General features: G+C 68.8%; 17 protein-coding genes. 10 read left to right on the forward strand and 7 right to left on the reverse strand.

What is annotated here, in order from left to right; all coding sequences use genetic code 11:
* The first annotated feature begins 5 nt into the window (after positions 1–5).
* Positions 6–1,019, forward strand: coding sequence for a tetraacyldisaccharide 4'-kinase (lpxK, locus tag MKI84_RS11105; protein WP_241619509.1), 1,014 nt, complete (start codon positions 6–8; stop codon positions 1,017–1,019).
* Between the two features lie 3 nt (positions 1,020–1,022).
* Here lpxK and MKI84_RS11110 read toward each other — a convergent pair whose 3' ends face one another.
* The gene (locus MKI84_RS11110) at positions 1,023–1,253 is read right to left on the reverse strand and encodes a DUF2093 domain-containing protein (RefSeq protein WP_241619510.1); all 231 of its coding nucleotides are present in this window, start codon (positions 1,251–1,253) and stop codon (positions 1,023–1,025) included.
* 121 nt (positions 1,254–1,374) lie between these two features.
* Positions 1,375–2,952 (reverse strand): exodeoxyribonuclease VII large subunit, encoded by a 1,578-nt coding sequence (xseA, locus tag MKI84_RS11115; protein ID WP_241619511.1) that lies wholly within the window; start codon positions 2,950–2,952, stop codon positions 1,375–1,377.
* A 127-nt stretch (positions 2,953–3,079) separates the two neighbouring features.
* On the opposite strand from xseA, the gene MKI84_RS11120 reads away from it, so the two are divergent.
* The 4 genes from MKI84_RS11120 to MKI84_RS11135 all read left to right on the forward strand — a co-directional run bounded on the left by MKI84_RS11120 (position 3,080) and on the right by MKI84_RS11135 (position 8,562).
* Positions 3,080–4,024 carry a glycine--tRNA ligase subunit alpha gene (locus MKI84_RS11120; RefSeq protein WP_241619513.1) on the forward strand — a complete coding sequence of 315 codons (945 nt, stop codon included), beginning with the start codon at positions 3,080–3,082 and terminating at the stop codon, positions 4,022–4,024.
* Between the two features lie 396 nt (positions 4,025–4,420).
* Positions 4,421–5,725 carry an MFS transporter gene (locus MKI84_RS11125; protein ID WP_241619514.1) on the forward strand — a complete coding sequence of 435 codons (1,305 nt, stop codon included), beginning with the start codon at positions 4,421–4,423 and terminating at the stop codon, positions 5,723–5,725.
* Positions 5,726–5,832: 107 nt separating this feature from the next.
* The gene (gene glyS / locus MKI84_RS11130) at positions 5,833–8,304 is read left to right on the forward strand and encodes a glycine--tRNA ligase subunit beta (protein ID WP_241619515.1); all 2,472 of its coding nucleotides are present in this window, start codon (positions 5,833–5,835) and stop codon (positions 8,302–8,304) included.
* A 93-nt stretch (positions 8,305–8,397) separates the two neighbouring features.
* On the forward strand, positions 8,398–8,562 hold the full coding sequence (locus tag MKI84_RS11135) for a DUF3096 domain-containing protein (protein WP_241619516.1): 165 nt from the start codon (positions 8,398–8,400) through the stop codon (positions 8,560–8,562).
* Positions 8,563–8,603: 41 nt separating this feature from the next.
* Here the strand turns inward: MKI84_RS11135 and MKI84_RS11140 are convergent, their stop codons facing one another.
* Positions 8,604–9,005: a DoxX family protein gene (locus tag MKI84_RS11140; protein WP_241619517.1), complete on the reverse strand. Its 402-nt coding sequence runs from the start codon at positions 9,003–9,005 to the stop codon at positions 8,604–8,606.
* 322 nt (positions 9,006–9,327) lie between these two features.
* Here MKI84_RS11140 and ppdK point away from each other — a divergent pair, with 322 nt between their 5' ends.
* The gene (gene ppdK / locus MKI84_RS11145; RefSeq protein WP_241619518.1) at positions 9,328–12,006 is read left to right on the forward strand and encodes a pyruvate, phosphate dikinase; all 2,679 of its coding nucleotides are present in this window, start codon (positions 9,328–9,330) and stop codon (positions 12,004–12,006) included.
* A 238-nt stretch (positions 12,007–12,244) separates the two neighbouring features.
* Here ppdK and mutS read toward each other — a convergent pair whose 3' ends face one another.
* The 4 genes from mutS to MKI84_RS11165 form a co-directional block, all read right to left on the reverse strand.
* The gene (gene mutS, locus MKI84_RS11150; protein ID WP_241619520.1) at positions 12,245–15,013 is read right to left on the reverse strand and encodes a DNA mismatch repair protein MutS; all 2,769 of its coding nucleotides are present in this window, start codon (positions 15,011–15,013) and stop codon (positions 12,245–12,247) included.
* A gap of 81 nt (positions 15,014–15,094) precedes the next feature.
* Positions 15,095–15,589, reverse strand: a complete 495-nt coding sequence (locus MKI84_RS11155; protein ID WP_241619521.1) for an MmcB family DNA repair protein — start codon at positions 15,587–15,589, stop codon at positions 15,095–15,097.
* Positions 15,590–15,663: 74 nt separating this feature from the next.
* A complete protein-coding gene (locus MKI84_RS20665) occupies positions 15,664–16,611 on the reverse strand; it encodes a DUF937 domain-containing protein (RefSeq protein WP_281063219.1) in 948 nt (315 codons plus the stop codon).
* 63 nt (positions 16,612–16,674) lie between these two features.
* Positions 16,675–18,138: an MATE family efflux transporter gene (locus MKI84_RS11165; RefSeq protein ID WP_241619522.1), complete on the reverse strand. Its 1,464-nt coding sequence runs from the start codon at positions 18,136–18,138 to the stop codon at positions 16,675–16,677.
* 175 nt (positions 18,139–18,313) lie between these two features.
* On the opposite strand from MKI84_RS11165, the gene argB reads away from it, so the two are divergent.
* From argB to dapE, 4 genes are all read left to right on the forward strand, one after another.
* On the forward strand, positions 18,314–19,210 hold the full coding sequence (gene argB / locus MKI84_RS11170) for an acetylglutamate kinase (RefSeq protein WP_241619523.1): 897 nt from the start codon (positions 18,314–18,316) through the stop codon (positions 19,208–19,210).
* A 123-nt stretch (positions 19,211–19,333) separates the two neighbouring features.
* Positions 19,334–20,122: a pyrimidine 5'-nucleotidase gene (locus MKI84_RS11175; protein ID WP_241619524.1), complete on the forward strand. Its 789-nt coding sequence runs from the start codon at positions 19,334–19,336 to the stop codon at positions 20,120–20,122.
* Between the two features lie 75 nt (positions 20,123–20,197).
* Positions 20,198–21,049, forward strand: a complete 852-nt coding sequence (dapD, locus tag MKI84_RS11180) for a 2,3,4,5-tetrahydropyridine-2,6-dicarboxylate N-succinyltransferase (protein WP_245404738.1) — start codon at positions 20,198–20,200, stop codon at positions 21,047–21,049.
* Positions 21,050–21,211: 162 nt separating this feature from the next.
* Complete coding sequence (gene dapE / locus MKI84_RS11185) at positions 21,212–22,399, forward strand: succinyl-diaminopimelate desuccinylase (protein ID WP_425353827.1); 1,188 nt, start codon at positions 21,212–21,214, stop codon at positions 22,397–22,399.
* Positions 22,400–22,401 lie beyond the last annotated feature (2 nt).

The raw sequence follows: 22,401 nt of genomic DNA on the forward strand, positions 1-22,401 counted from the left end.
AGACGATGCGGGCCCCCGATTTCTGGTGGCGGCGAAAAGCGGGGCTGGAGGCAACGCTGCTCCGCCCGCTCGGCGCGCTGGTCGGGGCAGCCACGGCCCTGCGCATGCGCCGCGGCGGCATCGACCCCGGCATTCCGGTGATCTGCGTCGGCAACCCGACCGCCGGCGGCTCCGGCAAGACCCCGACCGCCATCCACCTTGCGCGCCATCTCGCCCGGCAGGGTCGGCGGCCGGCCATTCTCACCCGCGGCTATGGCGGGCGCGAGAAGGGGCCGGTGCAGGTCGATCCCACCCGCCACCTCTCCGGCGATGTCGGCGACGAGCCGCTGCTGCTCGCCCGCGCCGCGCCGACCTATGTGTCGCGGGACCGGGTGGCCGGTGCCGCCGCCGCCGTCGCCGACGGCGCCGACGTGCTGCTCATGGATGATGGCTTCCAGAATCCGGCGCTGGCCAAGGCGCTGTCGCTCCTCGTGGTCGATGGCGCGGTGGGCATCGGCAATGGCCTGTGCCTCCCCGCCGGCCCGCTCCGGGCGCCGTTGCCGCCCCAGTTCGCCCGCGCTCAGGCGCTGCTGGTGATCGGCGAAGGTGCGGCGGGCGAGCGCGTGGCGCGCGACGGCTACGAGGCCGGGCTGAAGGTGCTGCGCGGGCGCCTCGCCCCGGATGCGCAGGTGCTCGCCCAGCTCATCGGCCGGCGCGTGCTGGCCTTTGCCGGCATCGGCCGGCCTGCCAAGTTCTTCGACACGCTGCGCTCGCTCGGCGTGCTGCCGGCCATCACCCGCGCCTTTGCCGACCATCACGTCTTCACCGGCACCGAGGCCGTCGACTTGCGGCTTCAGGCCGAGCGCGAAGGATTGCTGCTGGTGACGACGGAGAAGGACGCGGCGCGGCTCGCCGGCAGCGATGCCGGCCGTGCGCTGCTCAGCGCCTGCGTGGTGTTGCCGGTGCGGCTCGCATTGGAACCTCAGAGCGCGGCGGCACTGGACGTGCTGATCGCCGACCGGGCGGCGCCCCGGCGCTGACGCTTACGCTGTGGGGGGACGCAGCCGGCCGGGATGCAGCCGGGCGAGCACCGCCTGCGGCGTGGCATAGGCTTCCTGCAAATCGACGCTCCAGTAGCGCAGTTCGTCGAGCGGGATCGCCTCGCCGGTCACCGCGCAGCGCACATAGGTGCCCGGGCGAACGACGCGGAAATCGCCGTCGAGATAACGCACCTCGGCCTCGCCGGACGCGGAGAATCGTTCAAACCTGTTCATCGCCTGATGCGGCCCTGTTGGCCGCCCTTCAATGCCCTGCGCGCAGCGTCATGCCGGAAACCGGGACGACCGCACCACCATAAAGACCGGGGCACCCTCACGGCAACCCCGCTTCGCACCGTCATTCGCCGAACAAGGTGGGCTGTCCGTCCGTGTCCGGCAAGGGCTTGGCCCGGCGACGCGGCGCGGGACGGACATCCGGTCGCGCCTTGGCCGGCGGGGCGGAAGGCGCCGGCGGCGCGGCCGGATCGCCACCCGCCACCGCCCCGACGCGGCCATCGGCGAATTCAAGGTCCAGCACCGCCCCGGACGCCACGCTCGCCGCCCGGCGCAGGGGCGTGCCCGAAGCATCGCGCACCAGCGCGAAGCCGCGCTCCAGCACGCCGTGATAGGACAAAGCCTGCATGAGTTGGCCGAGCCCAGCGAGCCGGCGAGCCCGCTCCTGACCCGCCCGCAGCATGGCCGGCTGCAGTCGCGCCGCCAACCCTTCCAGCCGCTCGCGCGAACGGGCGTTGCGCTCGGCCTGCGCCTTGGCATTGGCCCGCAGCGCGCTGTCGAGGCGGGCAGCGAACAGTTCGAAGCGCTCACGCCGCCGCTCCACCAGCACGGCGAGCCGGGCAGGCGCGAGCCGGCCTTCGGCACGCGTCAGCCGCAGCCGGTGAGCGGCGGCATTGGCGGTCAGGGCGCGCGGCAGCCGGCCCGACGCCATGTCGAGCCGCTGGCGCGGCTGGGCGAGCAGCGCGTCCGCGTTCGGCAGCAGGCGGGCGAGAGAACGAAGCTCCCCGCGCCGCCGCTCCGCCATGCGCGCCATCGCCCCGCCAAGCCGGGCACCAAGCCCCTGCACCTCGGCGATCAATTCGCCGCGCACGGGCACCGCCATCTCTGCGGCGGCGGTCGGGGTGGGCGCGCGCACATCGGCCGCGAAGTCGATCAGCGTCACGTCGGTCTCGTGGCCGACGGCGGAAATCAGCGGAATGCCGCTCTCCGCGGCCGCCCTCACCACGATCTCCTCGGAAAAGCCGAGCAGGTCTTCGAGCGAACCGCCGCCGCGCGCGACGATCAGCACATCCGGGCGCGGCACCGGGCCGTCCACTGGGAGCGCGTTGAAGCCGCGAATGGCGGCAGCGACTTCCGCGCCCGAAGTCTCGCCCTGTACCCGCACCGGCCACACCAGCACATGGCGGGGGAAACGGTCCTCCAGCCGGTGCAGAATATCGCGGATCACCGCCCCCGTCGGCGAGGTGACCACGCCGATCACGCGCGGCAGGAAGGGCGGGCGCCGCTTGCGTTCGGGCGCGAACAGGCCCTCGCTGGCGAGCCGGCGCTTGCGCTCCTCCAGCATCGCCATGATCGCGCCGGCACCGGCGAATTCAAGCTGCTCGATGACGATCTGGTAGGAGGATTTGCCGGGAAAGGTGGTGATGCGGCCGATCGCCACCACTTCCAGCCCTTCCTCGGGCTTGAGCCGCAGCCGGCCGAAATTGCCCTTCCACACTACGGCGTCGAGCCGGGCAGTGGAATCCTTCAGGCTGAAATAGGCGTGGCCGGAGGAATGCGGCCCGCGATAGCCGGAGATTTCGCCGCGCACCCGCACATGGCCGAACGCATCCTCCACCGTGCGCTTCAGCGCGCCGGAAAGTTCGGAAACGGTCCAGTCGGGGGCGTTGGAGGTCGGGGAATCGGTCATGTCGTCGGGCATCAGGGAGTGATAGTCGCTTTTGCCGGAAGCGGGAACGCCTGCCGGCTACCCGGTCATGTTCGCCTTGATCCGCGCGGGCGCCCGCCTTAGGTTGCGCGCGATTTTTCCGCCAACCGCCGGCTTTCCCATGATCGATCCCACGCTGCCGCCCCATATGCGCCCCGACAAGTCGTTCCAGGGGCTCATCCTCGCGCTCCATGCCTTCTGGGCGGATAAGGGCTGCGTGGTGCTCCAGCCTTACGACATGGAAGTCGGCGCCGGCACCTTCCATCCCGCCACCACGCTGCGCGCACTCGGTCCGCTGCCGTGGAAGGCCGCCTATGTGCAGCCCTCGCGCCGGCCCAAGGACGGCCGCTATGGCGAGAATCCGAACCGGCTCCAGCATTATTACCAGTATCAGGTGATCCTGAAGCCCTCGCCGGCCGATCTGCAGGACCTCTACCTCGCCTCGCTCGACGCCATCGGCATCGACCTCAAGCTGCACGATGTGCGCTTCGTCGAGGACGACTGGGAAAGCCCGACGCTCGGGGCCTGGGGGCTCGGCTGGGAATGCTGGTGCGACGGCATGGAAGTCTCGCAGTTCACCTATTTCCAGCAGGTGGCGGGCATCGAGTGCTCCCCGGTTTCGGGCGAACTCACCTACGGGCTGGAGCGCCTCGCCATGTATGTGCAGGGGGTCGAGAACGTCTACGACCTCAACTTCAACGGCCGCGAGGGCGACGAGAAGGTCACCTATGGCGACGTGTTCCTGCAGGCCGAGCAGGAATATTCCCGGCACAATTTCGAGCATGCCGACACGGCCATGCTGCTGGAACAGTTCCGCATGGCGGAGAGCGCCGCCGCGAAATATCTCGCCGCCGGCTGGAACGACGACAAGAGCCGCCACCTGATGGCGCAGCCCGCCTACGACCAGTGCATCAAGGCGAGCCACGTCTTCAACCTGCTCGACGCGCGCGGGGTGATCTCGGTGACCGAGCGCCAGAGCTACATCCTGCGCGTGCGCGAACTGGCCAAGGCCTGCGGCGCCGCCTGGCTGGCGACGGCGGCGGGCGGAGCGCCCAGCGCGGCGTGAGCGAGCGCGAACGTCGATGTTCGCAGCCTGACCTGATTGGCCGGCCTCAAGGCACGGGCGAACGCGCGGGCCGGCCTTCCGGCCGCGCCCTCCCTGTGTCGCGCCGCCCATGGCCATGGCGGAAGCGACATCATGTTCGGCAACAGACTTCGCCCGCCCTCGCCCGCCTCGGAAGTGAGAGCGCCGGTTCGACGACCTCGCGGCTTTCAACGACCCACGGCGGGTGGCGGATTTGGCCGGTAGGTGGCTCGCGGGGCGATTTCCTCGGCGCGGTCCGGCGGCTACACTGTCGTCGCGCGGGTGCGTCGCGGGCGGGCGGGGGCGGCCGCGGCGAGCACCGCCGGGCGACCGCCATCGGCCGACCGCCGCTTCCAGCGCCCCGCGGGATCAATGCCGGTGACCGTGACCAGCCTCGACGACGCCTCCGCCGTCCCCTCGCCGGTCTCCGCCCCGCCCCGCGCCCTCATCGCCGGCGCGCTGGGCAATGCGCTGGAATGGTACGACTTCGCCGCCTACGGCTTCCTCGCCGCGATCTTCGCGAAGAACTTCTTCCCCGCCAGCGACGCTTTCGTCGGCCTGCTCGCGGCTTTCGGCGTGTTCGCGGCCTCATTCCTGATGCGGCCGGTCGGGGGCATCGTGTTCGGGCATATCGGCGACCGCTACGGGCGGCGGCAGGCGCTGTTCATCTCCGCCGGCATGATGACCTTTTCCACCGTCGCCATCGGCCTGTTGCCGACCTACGCGACGCTCGGCGCGCTGGCGCCGCTGCTGCTGCTGATGCTGCGGCTGCTGCAGGGGCTCTCCATCGGCGGCGAATACACCACATCGGCGATCTTCCTCGCCGAGAATGCCCGCCCGCCCCGGCGCGGCTTCATCGCCTCCTTCGCCGGCTGCGGCGCCTCGGGCGGCACGCTGCTCGGCTCGGCCGTGGCGGCAGTGACCGCCACCGCCATGAGCGGCGACGATCTGGTCGCCTGGGGCTGGCGCGTGCCGTTCCTGCTCGGCGTCCTGCTCGGCGGATTCACGCTCTATCTGCGCGGCTCGGCGATTCCCGAGCCCCGCCGCGCGCCCGCCGCGCCAGACGCTCATGACGGCCTGCCGCTGATCCTCGCCTTCCGCATCGACGGCGCCAACATGCTGCGCGCCGCCGCGCTGAACCTCACGCTCGGCGTCGGCTTCTACATGCTGTTCGTCTATCTCACGACCTATATGCAGCAGGTGGATGGGCTGCCGGAGCGCCTGTCGCTCCAGATCAACACGGTGAGCATGGTCGCGGTGCTGGTGCTCGCCCCGCTGTTTGCGGCGCTGTCGGACCGGGTGGGGCGCAAGCCCGTGGTCTGCGCCGGGCTGGTCGGCCTCATCCTGTTTTCCTGGCCGCTGTTCCGCCTGCTGGATGCCGGCACGCCGGGCCTCGCGCTCGCCAGCCAACTCGGCTTTGCGGTGCTTATCGCCGCCTATGCCGGGCCGATGCCCTGCGTGCTGGTGGAGATGTTCCGCCCGGAGACGCGCTGCAGCGCGCTCTCGCTCAGCTACAATGTCGCGCTCGGCCTTGCCGGCGGCACCGCGCCGATGGTGGCGGTGTATCTGGTCACCCGCGAGCAGTTCGACATGGGGCCGGCGGTCTATCTGATCGCGGTCTCGGTGGTGTCGCTGATCGCAGCGCTGACACTGACCGAGCGTCGCGGCGGCAGCTTGAACTAAACTCAACCCTCCCTTTGCGCGCCCGGGCGTGCTAGGGCGTCGCTCGATCATTTTCCCAAGGCGCGGCGGCCGGCTCGCCGCGCTCCAAGACGCAAGCGTACGCCACGATGCCCGATCTCCTGCTCGAACTGTTCTGCGAAGAAATTCCGGCCCGCATGCAGGCGCAGGCCGCCGACACGCTCAGGAAGCTCGTCACCGACGCGCTGGTGGAGCGCGGCCTGGTCTATGAGGGCGCCAAGGCCTTCGTCACCCCGCGCCGGCTGGCGCTGGCGGTGCATGGCCTGCCCGCCAGCCAGCCGGATGTGCACGAGGAAAGGAAGGGCCCGCGCGTCGGCGCCCCGGACGGCGCGATCCAGGGGTTCCTGAAGGCCTCGGGCCTCGCGTCCATCGATCAGGCCAAGATCGAAAACGACCCGAAAAAGGGCGAGTTCTACGTCGCCCATATCCACAAGCACGGCCGGCCGACGCCGGAGGTGATCGCCGAGATCGTGCCGGCGATCATCCGCAGCTTCCCCTGGCCGAAATCGATGCGCTGGGGCAGGAACTCAGTGAATCCGAACACGCTGCGCTGGGTGCGCCCGCTGCAATCGATCATCGCCACCTTCGGCCCGGAGACCGAGGAGCCGGAAGTGGTGCCGTTCGAGGTCGACGGCATCCGTTCCGGCGACGTGACGCGCGGCCACCGCTTCCTGTCGCAGGGCACGATCCGCGTGCGCCGGCTTGACGACTGGCTGACCAAGCTGGAGGCCGCCTTCGTGGTCGCCGACCGCGAGCGCCGCAAGGACATCATCCTCAACGACGCCAAGGACCTCGCGCTGGCGCAGGGGCTGGAACTGGTCGAGGATGCCGGCCTGCTCGACGAGATTGCCGGGCTGGTGGAATGGCCGGTGGTGCTGACGGGGTCGTTCGACCCGGCCTTTCTCGACGTGCCGGACGAGGTGATCCGCGCCACCATCCGCGCCAACCAGAAGTGCTTCGTGCTCAAGGACCCCGCCACCGGGCGCCTCGCCAACCGCTTCATCCTGGTGTCGAACCTCGAAGCCACCGATGGCGGCAAGGCGATCATCGCCGGCAATGAGCGCGTGATCCGCGCCCGGCTGTCGGACGCCAAGTTCTTCTGGGAGACCGACAAGAAGACCAACGCCACCGTGCCGCTCGAGGAGCGGCTGGCGAAGTTCGGCAATGTGACCTTCCAAGAAAAGCTGGGCTCGCAATTGGAGCGCATCCAGCGCATTGCGCGGCTCGCGCGTGAACTCGCACCGATGGTGGGCGCTGATCCGGACCTCGCCGAGCAGGCCGCGCTCTACGCCAAGAGCGATCTGCGCACCGAAGTGGTGGGCGAGTTTCCGGAAGTGCAGGGCCTGATGGGCCGCTATTACGCCGAACTGGAAGGTCTCGACCCCGCCATCGCTCTTGCGGCGGAAGAACACTACAAGCCGCAGGGCCCGACCGACCGCGTGCCGACCGCGCCGGTCTCTGTCGCCGTGGCGCTGGCCGACAAGCTCGACACGCTCACTGGCTTCTGGGCCATCGACGAGAAGCCGACCGGCTCCAAGGACCCTTACGCGCTCCGCCGCGCCGCGCTCGGCGTGGTGCGATTGATCACAACAACTGGCGCATCGATCAACCTACGAGACGCTGTAAAAAGATCAATTGTTCTTCACGTTATTCATGGCATGCGGCCCAGCAATGGATACCCCTCTATCGCGGCGTATTATGATTGCCAGCACGAGGAGCAACCTAAGCCAGATTGGAATGCGACACCGTACTCTCTGTTGCTGAATGCTGATGGCTTCCTTGATGCTAAGGGCAGCGATGCCGCAATTTGTCAGGCAGGCAATCCTGATTTGGGTAGTGACCCTGAGAGTGCGTCGACAGGCGAGCTGAGATATGCGGCATACACCGAACTAACCAATAGGCTCGAAACGCTCGACTCCGTATATATTTGCAGCGTTTTTGACGATCTCGATAACCCGACAGCCTCATACCTTGAGGTTGCCTGTTTGTTCGTTGCACAGCATTCATGGCTGGATAAAGCCGTAAATGACCTTGCCACCGACCTCCTCTCCTTCTTCGCCGATCGCCTGAAGGTCCATCTGCGCGAGGCCGGTGCCCGTCACGACCTCGTCGATGCCGTGTTCGCACTTGAAGGGCAGGACGACCTCCTGCTTGTCACCAAGCGCGTCGAGGCGCTCGGGCGCTTTCTTGCCACCGAGGACGGCCGGAACCTGCTGGCCGGCACCAAGCGCGCGGCGAATATTCTGCGCATCGAGGAGAAGAAGGACGGCGTGTCCTATGACGGCGGCGTCGATGTCGTGCTGCTGCACGAGCCGGAGGAGCGCGCGCTCGCCGACGCCATCGCCGCGCTCGGCCCGAAGATCGAGGCCGCGCTGGCGCGGGAGGATTTCGAGGGCGCCATGGGCCTGATCGCGGGCCTGCGTGCTCCCGTGGACGCGTTCTTCGACAAGGTGACGGTGAACGCCGCCGATGCAGGCCTGCGCGTCAACCGGCTGCGGTTGCTCGCGGACATCCGCGCCATTACCCGCCAGATCGCGGATTTCGACCGCATCGAAGGCTGATACACGGCGGCAAAATGCCGGGCGGGAAGGTCGTTGCCGGAACCTTCCCCGCCCCGCGCGGTTCTTGAGGGTAACCCCACGGGAGTACCCTTCATGGCCGTCAGTATCGTCGCCCTTCAGCCGATCATCGCGCTCATCGCCGGCATCCTCATCCTGGTGATGCCGCGCCTGCTCAACTACATCGTCGCGATCTACCTGATCTTCATCGGCGTGGTCGGCCTGCTCGGCCCCGGCGGGCTGGAACGCTTCGGGCTTTGAGCGAAGGCGGGGCTTCGGCCCCGCCGCCCGTCACCGCGCCGTCACGCCCGGCCCATCGCCCGGTCCACGCTCCACGGGCCGGGGCCGGAGAACACGAAGTAGAAGAAGACGAAGCAGTACAACGCTGCCAGTTCGCCGCCATTATTGATGGGATAGAATTCCCGTCCGGCATGGACGAGGAAATAGGCGAAGGCCATCACGCCCGACAGCACGAACGCCACCGGCCGCGTGAACAGCCCGATCGCCAGCAACAGGCCGCCGACCAGTTCGAACACGCCCGCCGTCCATGACAGCGAGAACATCGCCGGCGCGCCGCGGCCGCCGGGGAGAAAATCGGGAAAGCCGAGAAGCTTCTGTGTGCCGTGCTGCATCAGCAGCAGCGCCGCCATGACGCGCAGAAGGCTGAGCGCATGCGGCGCGAGACGGGTAAGCGTGGTGATCATTGAACAGTCCCCCTAGCGGTGGGTTGAGTAGCCCGGCCGGCTTCCAGATGCCCGAATCCATCCCCTGCGACAATCGGCGCGGGGCTCACATTGATGTGCATCGCACAAAAAATGCCGCATCGCGAATGATGGCCCCTCAAACCCTGCGAATGATGGATTGAACCCTTGTGCACGAAAGGCTAGACCTAATTTTGGGAAAGCATCTGGCGGCCCTTTTCCGTGATGATGCAAATCCCTGATGCAGTTGAGTTTTCGGTATCGTCTGAATTTCCACCAGGGCGATGGACGCGCGCGGGCGCTTCATACCAACAGGACTTCCGAAATGACGAAATGGGTCTACACCTTCGGCGACGGCACTGCGGAAGGTGCGGCGGAGATGCGCAACCTTCTCGGCGGCAAGGGCGCCAACCTTGCTGAAATGTCGAATCTCGGGCTGCCGGTACCTCCCGGCTTCACCATCTCGACCGAGGTCTGCACCTACTATTACGCCAATGGCAACGTCTATCCGGCCTCGCTCAAGGCCGATGTCGAAGCCGCCCTCGCCCATGTCGGCACGCTCGCGGGCCGCGTCTTCGGTGATCCCGCCAACCCGCTGCTCGTCTCGGTGCGTTCGGGCGCCCGCGCCTCGATGCCCGGCATGATGGACACCGTGCTCAACCTCGGCCTGAACGACGTCACCGTCGAGGCCGTGGCGGCCGGCTCCGGCAATCCGCGCTTCGCCTATGACAGCTACCGCCGCTTCATCCAGATGTACTCGAACGTGGTGCTCGACTTCCCGCACCACCATTTCGAGGAAGTGCTGGACGGCTTCAAGGCCGATAATGGCTACACGCTCGATACCGACCTCTCCGCCGAGGACTGGAAGGAAATCGTCAAGCGCTACAAGGCGCTGGTCGAGCACGAGCTCGGCAATCCCTTCCCGCAGGATCCCCATGACCAGCTCTGGGGCGCCATCGGCGCGGTGTTCGGCTCCTGGATGAACCAGCGCGCCATCGTCTATCGCCGTCTGCACGCCATCCCCGAGAGCTGGGGCACCGCGGTGAACATCCAGGCCATGGTGTTCGGCAATATGGGCGACACCTCCGCCACCGGCGTCGCCTTCACCCGCAACCCGTCCACCGGCGAGAACGCGCTCTATGGCGAGTTCCTGATCAACGCCCAGGGCGAGGACGTGGTGGCGGGCATCCGCACCCCGCAGAACATCACCGAGGTGGCGCGTATCGAGGCCGGCTCCGACAAGCCCTCGATGGAAAAGGCGCTCCCCGAGGTCTATGCCGAGTTCATCCGCATCGCCGGCGTGCTGGAGCGCCATTACCGCGACATGCAGGACCTCGAATTCACCGTCGAGCGCGGCAAGCTGTGGATGCTGCAGACCCGCTCGGGCAAGCGCACCGCCAAGGCCTCGCTGCGCATCGCGGTGGAGCTGGCCGATGCCGGCGTGATCACCCGCGAGGAAGCGATCGCCCGCGTCGATCCCGCCGCGCTGGACCAGCTGCTGCATCCCATGCTCGACCCCAAGGCCGACAAGGCGGTGATCGGCTCCGGCCTGCCGGCCTCGCCGGGCGCGGCCTCGGGCGAGATCGTGTTCTCGGCCGATGAGGCGGAACTGCTGAAGACGCAAGGCCGCAAGGTCATTCTGGTGCGCATCGAGACCTCGCCGGAAGACATTCACGGCATGCACGCCGCGCAAGGGATTCTCACCACCCGCGGCGGCATGACCTCTCACGCCGCCGTGGTAGCGCGCGGCATGGGCAAGCCCTGCGTCTGCGGCGCCGGCACCATCCGCGTCGACTATGCGGCGGGCACGCTGACCTCGGGCGGTGTCACTCTCAAGAAGGGCGACATCCTCACCATTGACGGCGGCACCGGCCAGGTGATCGCCGGCGCGGTGGCGACGCTCCAGCCGGAGCTTTCCGGCGAGTTCGGCACGCTGATGGGCTGGGCCGACGGCGTGCGCCGCCTTAAAGTTCGCGCCAATGCCGAGACCCCGCTGGATGCCCGCACCGCCAAGAACTTCGGCGCCGAGGGCATTGGCCTGTCACGCACCGAGCACATGTTCTTCGACGGCGACCGCATCCGTTCCGTGCGCGAAATGATCCTCGCGGACGACGAGCCGGGCCGCCGGGCCGCGCTCGCCAAGCTGCTCGCCGCGCAGCGCTCGGACTTCCAGGAGCTGTTCGAGATCATGGACGGCCTGCCGGTCACGATCCGCCTGCTCGACCCGCCCCTGCACGAATTCCTGCCGCACACCGACGCCGAGATCGCGGAAGTGGCGGCCGGGCTCGGCGTTTCCGCCGCCAAGCTCGCCGCGCGCAAGAAGGAGTTCGATGAGTTCAACCCGATGCTCGGCTTCCGCGGCTGCCGTCTGGCCATCGCCTTCCCGGAGATCGCCGAGATGCAGGCCCGCGCGATCTTCGAGGCGGCAATCGCCGCGCAGAAGTCCACGGGCAAGCCGGTCGTGCCGGAAATCATGGTACCGCTGATCACCGGCAAGAAGGAATTCGACCTGGTGAAGGCCGACATTGACGGCGTCGCCAGGCAGGTCGAGGCCGAGACCGGCGTCACGCTGGACTATCAGGTCGGCACCATGATCGAGCTGCCGCGCGCCGCGCTGAAGGCGGGCGAGATCGCGGAGACGGCGGAGTTCTTCTCCTACGGCACCAATGACCTGACCCAGACCACCTACGGCATCTCGCGCGACGATGCCGGCACGTTTCTGGGCACCTATATCGGCAAGGGCATCTTCGAGGTCGACCCGTTCGTCTCGATCGATGTCGACGGTGTCGGCGAACTGGTGAAGATCGCCACCGAGCGCGGCCGCGCCGTGCGTCCCAAGCTCAAGCTCGGCATTTGCGGCGAGCATGGCGGCGACCCGGCCTCGGTCGCCTTCTGCGAGGAAGTGGGCCTCGACTACGTGTCGTGCTCCCCCTTCCGCGTCCCCATCGCCCGCCTCGCCGCCGCCCAGGCCGCGCTGAAGACGCAGGCCGCCAGCCAGGCGTGAGTACGCGACTGAACAAAAAGGCCCCGGGGCGTACCCGGGGCCTTTTCATCAGAACATCATTCCGAATGATGTGGAACGAGATTTACCCTCATCAAGAGGCAACGCTGCGCGATCTCTAGATTGCGACGCAGGCGCCCTTGCCGCTTTCTCGCTCGCTGATACCCCTCGGGACCGCTCGCGCTTGCCAACGGCTCACCTCGGCTTCGATGCGCGGCCTCATCGCCTTCCTGGTCCATAGTCAGCCCTTGCCCCGCGCGGCCGCCTTCAGCCGGTACAGCGCTTCCAGCGCTTCGCGTGGGGTCATCTCGTCGGGATCGATGCCGGCCAGTGTCGCCGCTACCGCCGCTGCCACCGGGTCCACCTTCGCGCCGGCTGCCTCGGCGACGGGCGTCCGGTTCAGCGCAGCGAACAGCGGCAGGTCGTCGAGGATGCGCTGCGCGGGTGCCGCGCGGTCGGCGCTTTCCAGTTCGGTCAGCACCGCCTTGGCCCGCGCCACCACCACGGGTGGCAGGCCGGCGAGCTTGGCGACCTGGATGCCGTAGGAGCGATCCGCCGCGCCGGGCACCACCTCGTGCAGGAAGATCACCTCGCCCTCCCACTCCTTCACCTTCACCGTCGCGTTGACGAGGCGGTTGAGGCGCTGGGAGAGCGCGGTCAATTCATGGAAATGGGTGGCGAACAGGCCCCGGCAGCGGTTCACCTCGTGCAGATGCTCAAGGCTCGCCCAGGCGATGGAAAGCCCGTCGAAGGTCGCGGTGCCTCGCCCGATCTCGTCGAGGATCACCAGCGAGCGGTCGGTCGCCTGGTTGAGGATCGCGGCGGTCTCCACCATCTCGACCATGAAGGTCGAGCGCCCGCGCGCGAGGTCATCGGCGGCGCCGACGCGAGAGAACAGCCGGTCCACCGTGCCGAGCCGCGCCGAAAGGGCCGGCACGAAGGCGCCGGCCTGCGCCAGCACCGCGATCAGCGCGTTCTGGCGCAGGAAGGTGGATTTACCGGCCATATTCGGGCCGGTCACCAGCCAGATGCGCCCGGCAGGCGTCGCCTTCTTGGGCGTCTCCGGGGCGGAGAGATCGCACTCATTGGCGACGAACGGCCCGCCATCGCGCTTCAGCGCCTGCTCCACCACCGGATGGCGCCCGCCGGAAATCGCGAAATCGAGGCTGTCATCGACATGGGGCCGGACATAGGCCTGCTCCACCGCCAGCGTGGCGAGGCCGGCGGTGACGTCGATGACCGCAAGCGCACCCGCCGCGGCGCGGATGCTCTCCGCCAGCGCGTTCACCGCCGCCACCAGCCGGTCGAAAATGCCCTGTTCGAGACTGAGCGCGCGCTCCCCGGCGCTGGCGATCTTCGCTTCCAGCTCGCCAAGCTCGGTCGAGGTGAAGCGCATCGCGCCCGCCATGGTCTGGCGATGCACGAACACGCCCGCGAAGGGCGGCTCACGCAGCCGGTCGGCATGCTGCTGGCCGACCTCGACAAAATAGCCGAGCACCGCATTGTGCCGGATCTTCAAGGACTTGACGCCGGTCTCCTCGGCATAGCGCCGCTCCAGCGCCGCCACCACGCGCCGGCTCTCGTCACGCAGCGCGCGCAAGCCGTCGAGGTCGGGATCATGGCCGGCGCGGATGAAGCCGCCATCGCGGCGGTTCAGCGGCAGCTCATCGGCCAGCGCAGCGCCCAGCAGCGCGGCCAGCGCGGGATCGACGCCCGACAAGGTGGCGGCAGCCGCGACAAGCTCGCGCGGCGCCTCGCCCGCGATCATCCCGGCGATTGCGGCGCCTTCGGCGAGCCCCCGGCCGATGGCTGAGAGATCACGCGGCCCCGAGCGGCCGAGCGCGACACGGGACAGCGCGCGGGCAAGGTCCGGCGCGCCGGCGAGCCGCGCGCGCAGCCCCTCGCGCAAGGCCGGCGTCTCGACCAGATGCTCCACGGCATCGAGCCGCTCATTGATGCGCACCGGGTCGGTCAGCGGCTCGGCGAGGCGCCGCGCCAGCAGGCGCGCCCCGGCAGAGGTCACGGTGCGATCCACGCTGGCATTGAGGCTGCCGGCACGATCCCCGGTCGTGGTGCGCAGGATTTCGAGATTGGCGCGGGTCGCGGGATCGATCACCATCACATCCGCGCTGGCCTCGCGCACCGGGCGCTGCAAGGGCGGACGGGCGCCGAGCTGGGTGCGCTCGATATAGGCGACCACGGCCGCGGCGGCGGTCAGCTCGGCGCGGGTGAAGGCGCCGAAGGCATCCAGCGTCGCCACCTGGAAGAAACCGGCGATGCGCCGTTCCGCCACCGTGCCGTCGAAGCTCTCCTTGGGCAGCGGCGTCACCGCCGGCAGGCTGCGCCACAGCTCGCGGAATGCCGGCTCGCCGAACACCGCGTCCGGCACCAGAAGTTCGGCCGGCTCGATGCGGGCGAGATCGGCGGCGAGCCGGGTCGCATCGGTTTCCGCCACGCGGAACGAGCCGGTGGAGATGTCGGCGAAGGCCAGGGCGAAGACGTGACCATCCTCGCCGCGCAGCCGGGCCAGCGCCGCCAGCACATTCTCGCGCCGGGCATCCAGCAGCGCATCCTCGGTCAGCGTGCCCGGCGTGACCAGGCGGGTGACATCGCGGCGCACCACGCTCTTGGGGCCACGCTTGCGCGCCTCGGCGGGGTCCTCGATCTGTTCGCACACGGCGACGCGATGGCCGCAGGCGATCAGCTTGTGCAGATATTCCTCGGCGCGCTCCACCGGCACGCCGCACATCGGAATATCCGCGCCCTGATGCTTGCCGCGCTTGGTCAGCACGATGCCGAGCGCGCGCGAGGCGATTTCCGCGTCCTCGAAGAACAACTCGTAGAAATCGCCCATCCGGTAGAACAGCAGGCTGTCCGGGTTGGCGGTCTTGATCTCGATATATTGCGCCATCATCGGCGTGACGCGTTCGGCCTCGCCTCCCGCCTTGGGCGTGACGCGGGCTGGCTCAGGCGCGAGGGCGGGCGTCACGGCCTCAGTTTTCTCGGTCATGGAATCCATAGGCCAAGGCTTGCAGGGGTGAGCCCGGCACTTCAAGCCCGATGCGGGTCTTGTCCCCCTAAAGCTGCCCGCTCACAGCTCGATGCCACGCAGCGCGTCGGGGTCCATCAGCGCCATCATGCGGCCGGCGGCGACCCGGGCGAGCCGCAGCGTCACCGCGCGCCGGGTGGAGGCCACGAGCGGATGGCGCGGCGCCTCGCGGATCAAGCCGGCGCCGAACGCGTCCGCGACCAGAATGCCGACATCCTCGGGCAGGATTTTCAGCGGGAAGTCGGGGGCGACGGCGAAGAACAGCCGGTCGCAGAACAGCCGGTACTCCGCCCATTTGCGGTCGGTGCGGAAGTCGATGACCGAGGATTTTATCTCCACCACCCACACCTCGCCGCGCGCGTCGACCGCGGCGATGTCGGCACGCCGGCCGGACGCCAGCACGAATTCCGGCACGCCGGCCAGCCCGCCGGCCGCGAGATAGCGCAGCGCGCCGCGCTGGATCGCGCGGGCGGTCTCGGACTGCCGGCCATCGGCCGGCGGCACCAGATCGGGCAGGGCATAGAGGGGCTCGCTCATGCCCGTACTCTATATGTTCTCATCACGCCCCGGCAAGAGCCGATGGCCGGGGGCGACCCGGCCATCGGACGAACTCAGCGCCGTCCGCCGCTGCGGGGGTCGAAGAACTGGTCGAAAATGTCCTGGAACGGCTGCATTTTCGGGTCGGCGGAACGCGGACGGGGCTCCGCCTCGGGCTCGGACGGCGTCGTGCTCCCGCCAGCACCACCGCCGCCAAACATCCCGCCCAGCAGGTCCTCCAACGGATTGCCGCCGCCACTAGAGCGCGGCTGGCCGCCGCCCGCGCCGCCGGCCCCGCCACCGAGCATCCCGCCCAGCAGGTCCTCCAGTGGATTGCCGCTACCGCCAGAACGCGGCTGACCGGCTCCGGCGCCCCCTGCCCCGCCGCCGAACATGCCGCCGAGAAGATCCTGCAATGGGTTCGAGCCGCCGCCCGGGCGCGGCTGGCCTCCGCCCGCGCCACCGCCGAACATGCCGCCCAGAAGGTCCTCCAGCGGGTTGCCACTGCCGCCGGAGCGGGGCTGGCCGGCTCCCGCGCCCCCGGCCCCGCCGCCGAACATGCCGCCGAGAAGATCCTGCAACGGGTTCGAGCCGCCGCCCGATGCCCCGCCGCCCTTCATCAGGCTGCCGAGGACGAGGCTGGCGATCACCGGCAGCATCTGCTTGATCAGGGCCGAGGAGAGGCCGCTGGTGGCGGCAGCCTGCGCGGCCACGGCGCGGCTGACATCGGGCGAGCCGAACATGGCGGCGAGCGCGTCATTGCCCTGCTCGCGCATCTGCGGCGAGAAACCGAAGCCGGTGTTCTCGGCCGCCTGCGCATAGGGATTGCGCGCCATGGTGCCGATAAGGCCGAGCATGCCGGCCTGGGTCTGGGCGCTGCGCTCCAGCCCGAGCTGGAACGCCGGCAGCACCGCGTCTACCGCCTGCTGCGCCTGTTCAGGCGAAATGCCGTAGATCCGCGCGAGATTGCCGGCCATCTGGCCGTCCTGCAGGCCGGCGAGCCGGTCGTTGATGTTGTTCATGGCGTCCTCCCGGAACGTTCCTTTTCGGAACCGGAGCCATCATACCCCCGTCCCGCGCCCGGATCACGAGCCCAGCGCGCTGGCGTCCTCGCCCTTGGAAAAGGGCGGCAACTCACCGACTACCAGCGCCGGGGCGGGCGCCGGGGTGGATGCCGACGTCACGGCCCGGCGCTGCAGCCGCGCCACCACCGCGAAAGCGCTGATGAGCGCCGCCACGCCGAAAGCGACCGAGCCCAGGGCCTGGCCGGCGATCACGCCCTCGGCGCCGTACCAGCGGCCGCCGAGCCAGACGAAGGGAACGACGCCCAGCGTCGCCCGCGACCAGTTGAACAGGGTCGAGAGCAGCGGCGCGCCGAGATTGTTGAAGGCGGCATTGGCGACGAACAGCGCGCCCATGAACACGAAGCTGCCGGCCGCGTAGAGGCAGAAGAACTCCACCAGCGCGACGCCCTCCGGCGACAGGCTGAACACGCCGGCGATCGGCCCGCGCGCCAGCGCCAGCGCCAGCCACATGGTAAGCACGAAGCCGAGCGTGAGCTTGAGACTGTCCAGGATCGACTGCCGCACCCGGTCGAAGCGCCGCGCACCCACATTCTGGCCGATCACCGGCCCGATCGCACCGGTGAGCGCGAAGAGTGGGCCGAACGCCACCGGGATCAACCGGCCGATCACCGCCCACGCCGCCACCGCGGCATCGCCATGGGGCGCCAGCGCATGGGTGATGTAGGCGTTGCCGGCGGGGGTCGCGATATTGGTCAGGATCGCCGGGATCGCGATGCCCGAGAGCGGCCGCACATCCTTGACGAAGCCGGAAACGCTGGGGCGCGCGGCAAGGTCGTGCACCCGCACCACCGCATAGAGCCCATAGGCCGCCATCACCACCCGCGCGAACACGGTGACGATGGCCGCGCCTTCCACGCCGAGCCCCAGGACGAGGATCAGCAGCGGGTCGAGCACAGCCGTCACCAGCCCGGCGCTCAGCGTCACCCACATCGAGCGGCGGGCATCGCCCACCGCGCGCAGCGTGCCGGACGCCGCCATGCCGATGCCGAGGAGCGGCGTCGAGGGCAGCACGATATTGAGAAACAGCGCCGCCACCTCCCGCGTCTGCCCGGTCGCGCCCAGCAGGGAGAGCATCGGCGTGACGAAGGGCATCAGCAGGGCGACGAGAAGGACGGTCGCGACCGTCATGTAGAGGAAGGCCGAGGTTGAAAGCCGCCGCGCCTCTTCGCGCCGGCCGGCGCCGATGGCGCGCGAGACCAGCGCGGAGCCCGCGATCATCACCCCGATGGCGACCGAGGTGGTGAAGAACATCGCGGTGCCGGCATAGCCGATGGCGGCGGCGAGTTCGGTCTCGCCGAGCAGGGAGATGTAGAACAGGTTCAACAGGTCGACGACGAACACCGCCACCAGCCCGACCGAACCGGCCGCCGTCATCACCGCGACATGGCGGAGGGTGGAGCCCTCGACGAAACGCGCCACGGGGGCGGCGGGTGCGGGAGCGGGCTTGTCGCTGTGCGTATCCATCGGCGCTATATGGCATGCGCCCCCCGCCATCGGTAGGCGCAGCCGGGCAAGGCAGCCCTTGCGGCCGTGCCCTCGCCTACTTGCGCTACCTTTCGCGCATGACAATTGAGAAGCGTCATGAAAATCGGCTAGAAGGGCGGCCACCTGAAGGTCCTCGCCGCGAACGGATTCCCTCATGACCGCCGACATCACCGACGACCACGCCAAGGCCCGCGTCCTGGTCCAGGCGCTGCCGCACATGCAGCGCTATGACGACGCCATCATCGTGGTGAAATATGGTGGCCACGCCATGGGCGACGAGCAGGTGGCGCGCGACTTCGCGCAGGATATCGTCCTGCTGGAACAGTCCGGCGTGAACCCGGTGGTGGTGCATGGCGGCGGGCCGCAGATCGGCGCCATGCTGGCCAAGCTCGGCATCAAGTCGGAATTCGCCGCGGGCCTGCGCATCACCGACAAGGCCACCGTCGAGATCGTCGAGATGGTGCTGGCCGGGTCGATCAACAAATCGCTGGTCGGCTTCATCAACGGCGCCGGCGGCAAGGCACTCGGCCTGTCCGGCAAGGACGGCAACATGGTGTTCGCCACCAAGGCGACGCGCTCCGTGGTCGATCCCGATTCCAACATCGAGCGCGAGATCGACCTCGGATTCGTCGGCGAGCCGGCGCGGGTCGACACCACCGTGCTCGACCAGATCCTCGGCCGCGACCTGATCCCGGTCCTCGCCCCGCTCGCCACCGGCGAGGATGGCGGCACCTTCAACGTCAACGCGGACACGTTTGCGGGCGCCATTGCGGGCGCATTGGGGGCCAAGCGCCTGCTGCTGCTGACCGACGTGCCCGGCGTGCTCGACCGCGACAAGAACCTGATCAAGGATCTCACGATCACCGACGCCCGCCGGCTGATCGCCGACGGCACCATTTCGGGCGGCATGATCCCGAAGGTGGAGACCTGCATCTACGCGCTGGAGCAGGGCGTGGAGGGCGTGGTGATCCTCGACGGCAAGGTGCCGCACGCGGTGTTGCTGGAGCTGCTGACCGACCACGGCGCCGGCACGTTGATCCGCAAGGGCTGAGCCGGAAACGGCGTTCCCCCCTCTCCCCGCGGAGAGGGGGCCAGCGACCGCCTGTGGCAAGCGCATTCAGGAGATCCCGCCGTGCCCCCTGACGCCCGGCCGGGATTGCGCTAGAACAGCGCCATGTCCAGAATCCCGACGTCCCGCTCGCCCGCCCCCAGTTCTCCCGCGCCCGTCCGCATCGACCCGCTCGACTTCTCCCATGTCGAGACCTGGGTGTTCGACCTCGACAACACGCTCTATCCGCCCGGGCTCGACCTGTGGCGGCAGATCGACATGAACATGCGCGGCTATATCGCGAACTATCTCGGCCTCTCGCTCGACGAAGCCTTCGCGCTGCAAAAGGGCTATTATCGCAAATACGGCACCTCGCTGCGCGGGCTGATGATCGAGCACGGCATGGACCCGGACGATTTCCTCGCGGCCGCCCACAAGATCGACCTTGCCAGCCTGGACGCGGCGCCCGATCTCGGCCTCGCGCTCGGCGACCTGCCGGGGCGCAAGCTGGTCTATACCAATGGCTCGCGCGCCCATGCCGAGCAGGTGCTGGGCAAGCTCGGCATTTCCGAGCATTTCGCCGACGTGCACGACATCGTGGCCGCCGAGTTCCACCCCAAGCCGCAGGAGCCGGCCTATCGCCGCTTCCTCGACATGTTCGAGGTCGACCCCACGCGTTCCGCGATGTTCGAGGACCTCGCGCGCAACCTCGAAGTGCCGGCCATGCTCGGCATGAAGACCGTGCTGGTGGTGCCGCCCGCGCTCGACGTCTTTCCCGCCGGGCACCAGAGCGTGACCGGCGACCCGAAGACCCGCGAGGATTGGGAGAATGAGGGATTCGACGCCGCCCATGTCGACCATGTGACCGACGATCTGACCGGCTTTCTCACCGCCCTGCGCGCTCCGGCGCGATGAAGCCGCGATGAGCCGTTGACAGACGCCGCGCGGGTCGGGACAAGACGCGGCGCCAGCCAAGAGAGGAAGAAGCCAATGTCCGTGCAGTCGAGCCAGCTCAAGACCGTCATCGAGGAAGCGTTCGAGCAGCGCGGCGGCATCGGCTTCGAGACCAAGGGCGAGATCCGCGACGCCGTGAACGAGGCGCTGGCGCTTCTCGACGCCGGCAAGGCGCGGGTGGCCGAGCAGGATTCGGAAGGCAACTGGACCGTCAACCAGTGGCTGAAGAAGGCGGTGCTGCTGTCGTTCCGCCTCAACGACATGACCGCGATTCCCGGCGGCCCCGGCGGGGCGCACTGGTGGGACAAGGTGCCCTCCAAGTTCGCCGGCTGGGGTGAGGACGAATATCGCGAGGCCGGCTTCCGCGCGGTGCCGGGCGCCATTGTGCGCCGCTCCGCCTATATCGCGCCGAATGTGGTGCTGATGCCGTCCTTCGTGAATCTGGGCGCCCGCGTCGACGAGGGCTCGATGGTCGACACCTGGGCGACGGTGGGCAGCTGCGCCCAGATCGGCAAGCACGTGCACCTGTCCGGCGGCGTCGGTATCGGCGGCGTGCTGGAGCCGCTGCAGGCCGGTCCGGTGATCATCGAGGACAACTGCTTCATCGGCGCCCGCTCGGAAGTCGTCGAGGGCGTCATCGTCCGCAAGGGCTCGGTGCTCTCGATGGGCGTGTTCATTTCCGCCACCACCAAGATCGTCGATCGCGCCACCGGCGAGGTGTTCGTCGGCGAGGTGCCGGCCTATTCGGTGGTGGTGCCCGGCGCGCTGCCCGGCAAGCCGCTGCCCGACGGCACGCCCGGCCCCTCGCTCTATTGCGCGGTGATCGTGAAGCGCGTCGACGAGCAGACCCGCTCCAAGACCTCGATCAACGAGCTGCTGCGGGATTGAGTGCGACGCGGCCTCCGGTCGCCGGACGACGATCCTCTTGACCGTCATCCCGGCCGGGGCGCAGCGTAGCGCCGGGATCGCGTACCGGCGCGGACGTCTACTTGCTTGCGATCCCGGATAACGGTTTCACCGTTTCCGGGAGGAGGGCCGGAGGAGCCAGCCATGTCGATGAACGCGACGCCTAAAGCCGATCCCGTCGACATTGCCCGCGCATTGATCCGCTGTCCTTCGGTCACTCCCGAGGAAGGCGGCGCGCTCGGCTATCTCGACGCGCGGCTCTCCAATGCCGGCTTTTCGGTGCACCGCGTGCGCCTCACCGCCCCCGGCACGCCGGACATCGAGAACCTCTATGCCCGCTTCGGCACGCTGGGGCCGAATTTCTGCTTCGCCGGCCATACCGATGTCGTGCCGCCGGGCGATGCCGCGCAGTGGCGCTTTCCCCCATTCGAGGGCGCGATCTGCGAGGGCATCCTCTATGGGCGCGGCGCGGTCGACATGAAGGGCGGCGTCGCCGCCAGCCTCGCCGCCGCGCTGGACTTCATTTCCGAGCGCGGCGACAGCATGCCGGGCTCGATCTCCTTCCTCATCACCGGCGACGAGGAAGGCCCGGCGATCAACGGCACCGAGAAGCTGCTGCGCTGGCTGGCCGACCGCGACGAGCGCATCGACCATTGCGTGCTGGGCGAGCCCACCAGCCGGGCGAGGCTCGGCGACATGGTGAAGATCGGCCGGCGTGGCTCGCTCTCCGGCACCCTCACCGTGCACGGCAGGCAAGGCCATGTCGGCTATCCCCACCTCGCCGAGAACCCGATCCCCGGCATGGTGAAGCTGCTGGCCGCGCTCAAGGGCGAGCCGCTCGACGCCGGCACCGAACATTTCCAGGCCTCGAACCTCGAAGTCGTGTCGGTCGATACCGGCAATCCGGCCTTCAACGTGATCCCGGCGCAGGTCGAGGCGCGGTTCAACATCCGCTTCAACGACATCTGGACACCCGCGACCCTTCGCGAGGCGATCGAGCGACGGCTCGCGGCCGCCGCCGGCAACGAGGTGCGCTGGAGCGTCGCCTTTGAGGAGCGCTCCTCCGACAGCTTCCTCACCGCGCCGGGCGCCTTCGTCGACCTCGTTGTCGACGCCATCGCGCGCGAAACCGGCACCACGCCGGAGCTTTCGACCACCGGCGGCACCTCCGACGCCCGCTTCATCAAGGATTACTGCCCCGTGATCGAGTTCGGCCTGGTCGGCACCTCGATGCATGGTGTCGACGAAGCCACCCCCGTCACCGAGCTTCAGGCGCTCGCGGGTGTGTATCGCGGCATTCTCGACCGCTATTTCGCAGCCTTCGGGCGCTGAGG

Origin of the sequence: Ancylobacter gelatini (assembly GCF_022601675.1) — a bacterium.
In the GTDB taxonomy this organism is placed as follows: Bacteria; Pseudomonadota; Alphaproteobacteria; order Rhizobiales; family Xanthobacteraceae; genus Ancylobacter; species Ancylobacter gelatini.

Bases quoted from the DNA above. Each gene is read 5' to 3' on its own strand.
- lpxK (WP_241619509.1), top strand. From the start codon at position 6: ATGCGGGCCCCCGATTTCTGGTGGCGGCGAAAAGCGGGGCTGGAGGCA.
- MKI84_RS11110 (WP_241619510.1), bottom strand. From the start codon at position 1,253: ATGAACAGGTTTGAACGATTCTCCGCGTCCGGCGAGGCCGAGGTGCGT.
- xseA (WP_241619511.1), bottom strand. From the start codon at position 2,952: ATGCCCGACGACATGACCGATTCCCCGACCTCCAACGCCCCCGACTGG.
- MKI84_RS11120 (WP_241619513.1), top strand. From the start codon at position 3,080: ATGATCGATCCCACGCTGCCGCCCCATATGCGCCCCGACAAGTCGTTC.
- glyS (WP_241619515.1), top strand. From the start codon at position 5,833: ATGCCCGATCTCCTGCTCGAACTGTTCTGCGAAGAAATTCCGGCCCGC.
- MKI84_RS11135 (WP_241619516.1), top strand. From the start codon at position 8,398: ATGGCCGTCAGTATCGTCGCCCTTCAGCCGATCATCGCGCTCATCGCC.
- MKI84_RS11140 (WP_241619517.1), bottom strand. From the start codon at position 9,005: ATGATCACCACGCTTACCCGTCTCGCGCCGCATGCGCTCAGCCTTCTG.
- ppdK (WP_241619518.1), top strand. From the start codon at position 9,328: ATGACGAAATGGGTCTACACCTTCGGCGACGGCACTGCGGAAGGTGCG.
- mutS (WP_241619520.1), bottom strand. From the start codon at position 15,013: ATGACCGAGAAAACTGAGGCCGTGACGCCCGCCCTCGCGCCTGAGCCA.
- MKI84_RS11155 (WP_241619521.1), bottom strand. From the start codon at position 15,589: ATGAGCGAGCCCCTCTATGCCCTGCCCGATCTGGTGCCGCCGGCCGAT.
- MKI84_RS20665 (WP_281063219.1), bottom strand. From the start codon at position 16,611: ATGAACAACATCAACGACCGGCTCGCCGGCCTGCAGGACGGCCAGATG.
- MKI84_RS11165 (WP_241619522.1), bottom strand. From the start codon at position 18,138: ATGGATACGCACAGCGACAAGCCCGCTCCCGCACCCGCCGCCCCCGTG.
- argB (WP_241619523.1), top strand. From the start codon at position 18,314: ATGACCGCCGACATCACCGACGACCACGCCAAGGCCCGCGTCCTGGTC.
- MKI84_RS11175 (WP_241619524.1), top strand. From the start codon at position 19,334: ATGTCCAGAATCCCGACGTCCCGCTCGCCCGCCCCCAGTTCTCCCGCG.
- dapD (WP_245404738.1), top strand. From the start codon at position 20,198: ATGTCCGTGCAGTCGAGCCAGCTCAAGACCGTCATCGAGGAAGCGTTC.
- dapE (WP_425353827.1), top strand. From the start codon at position 21,212: ATGTCGATGAACGCGACGCCTAAAGCCGATCCCGTCGACATTGCCCGC.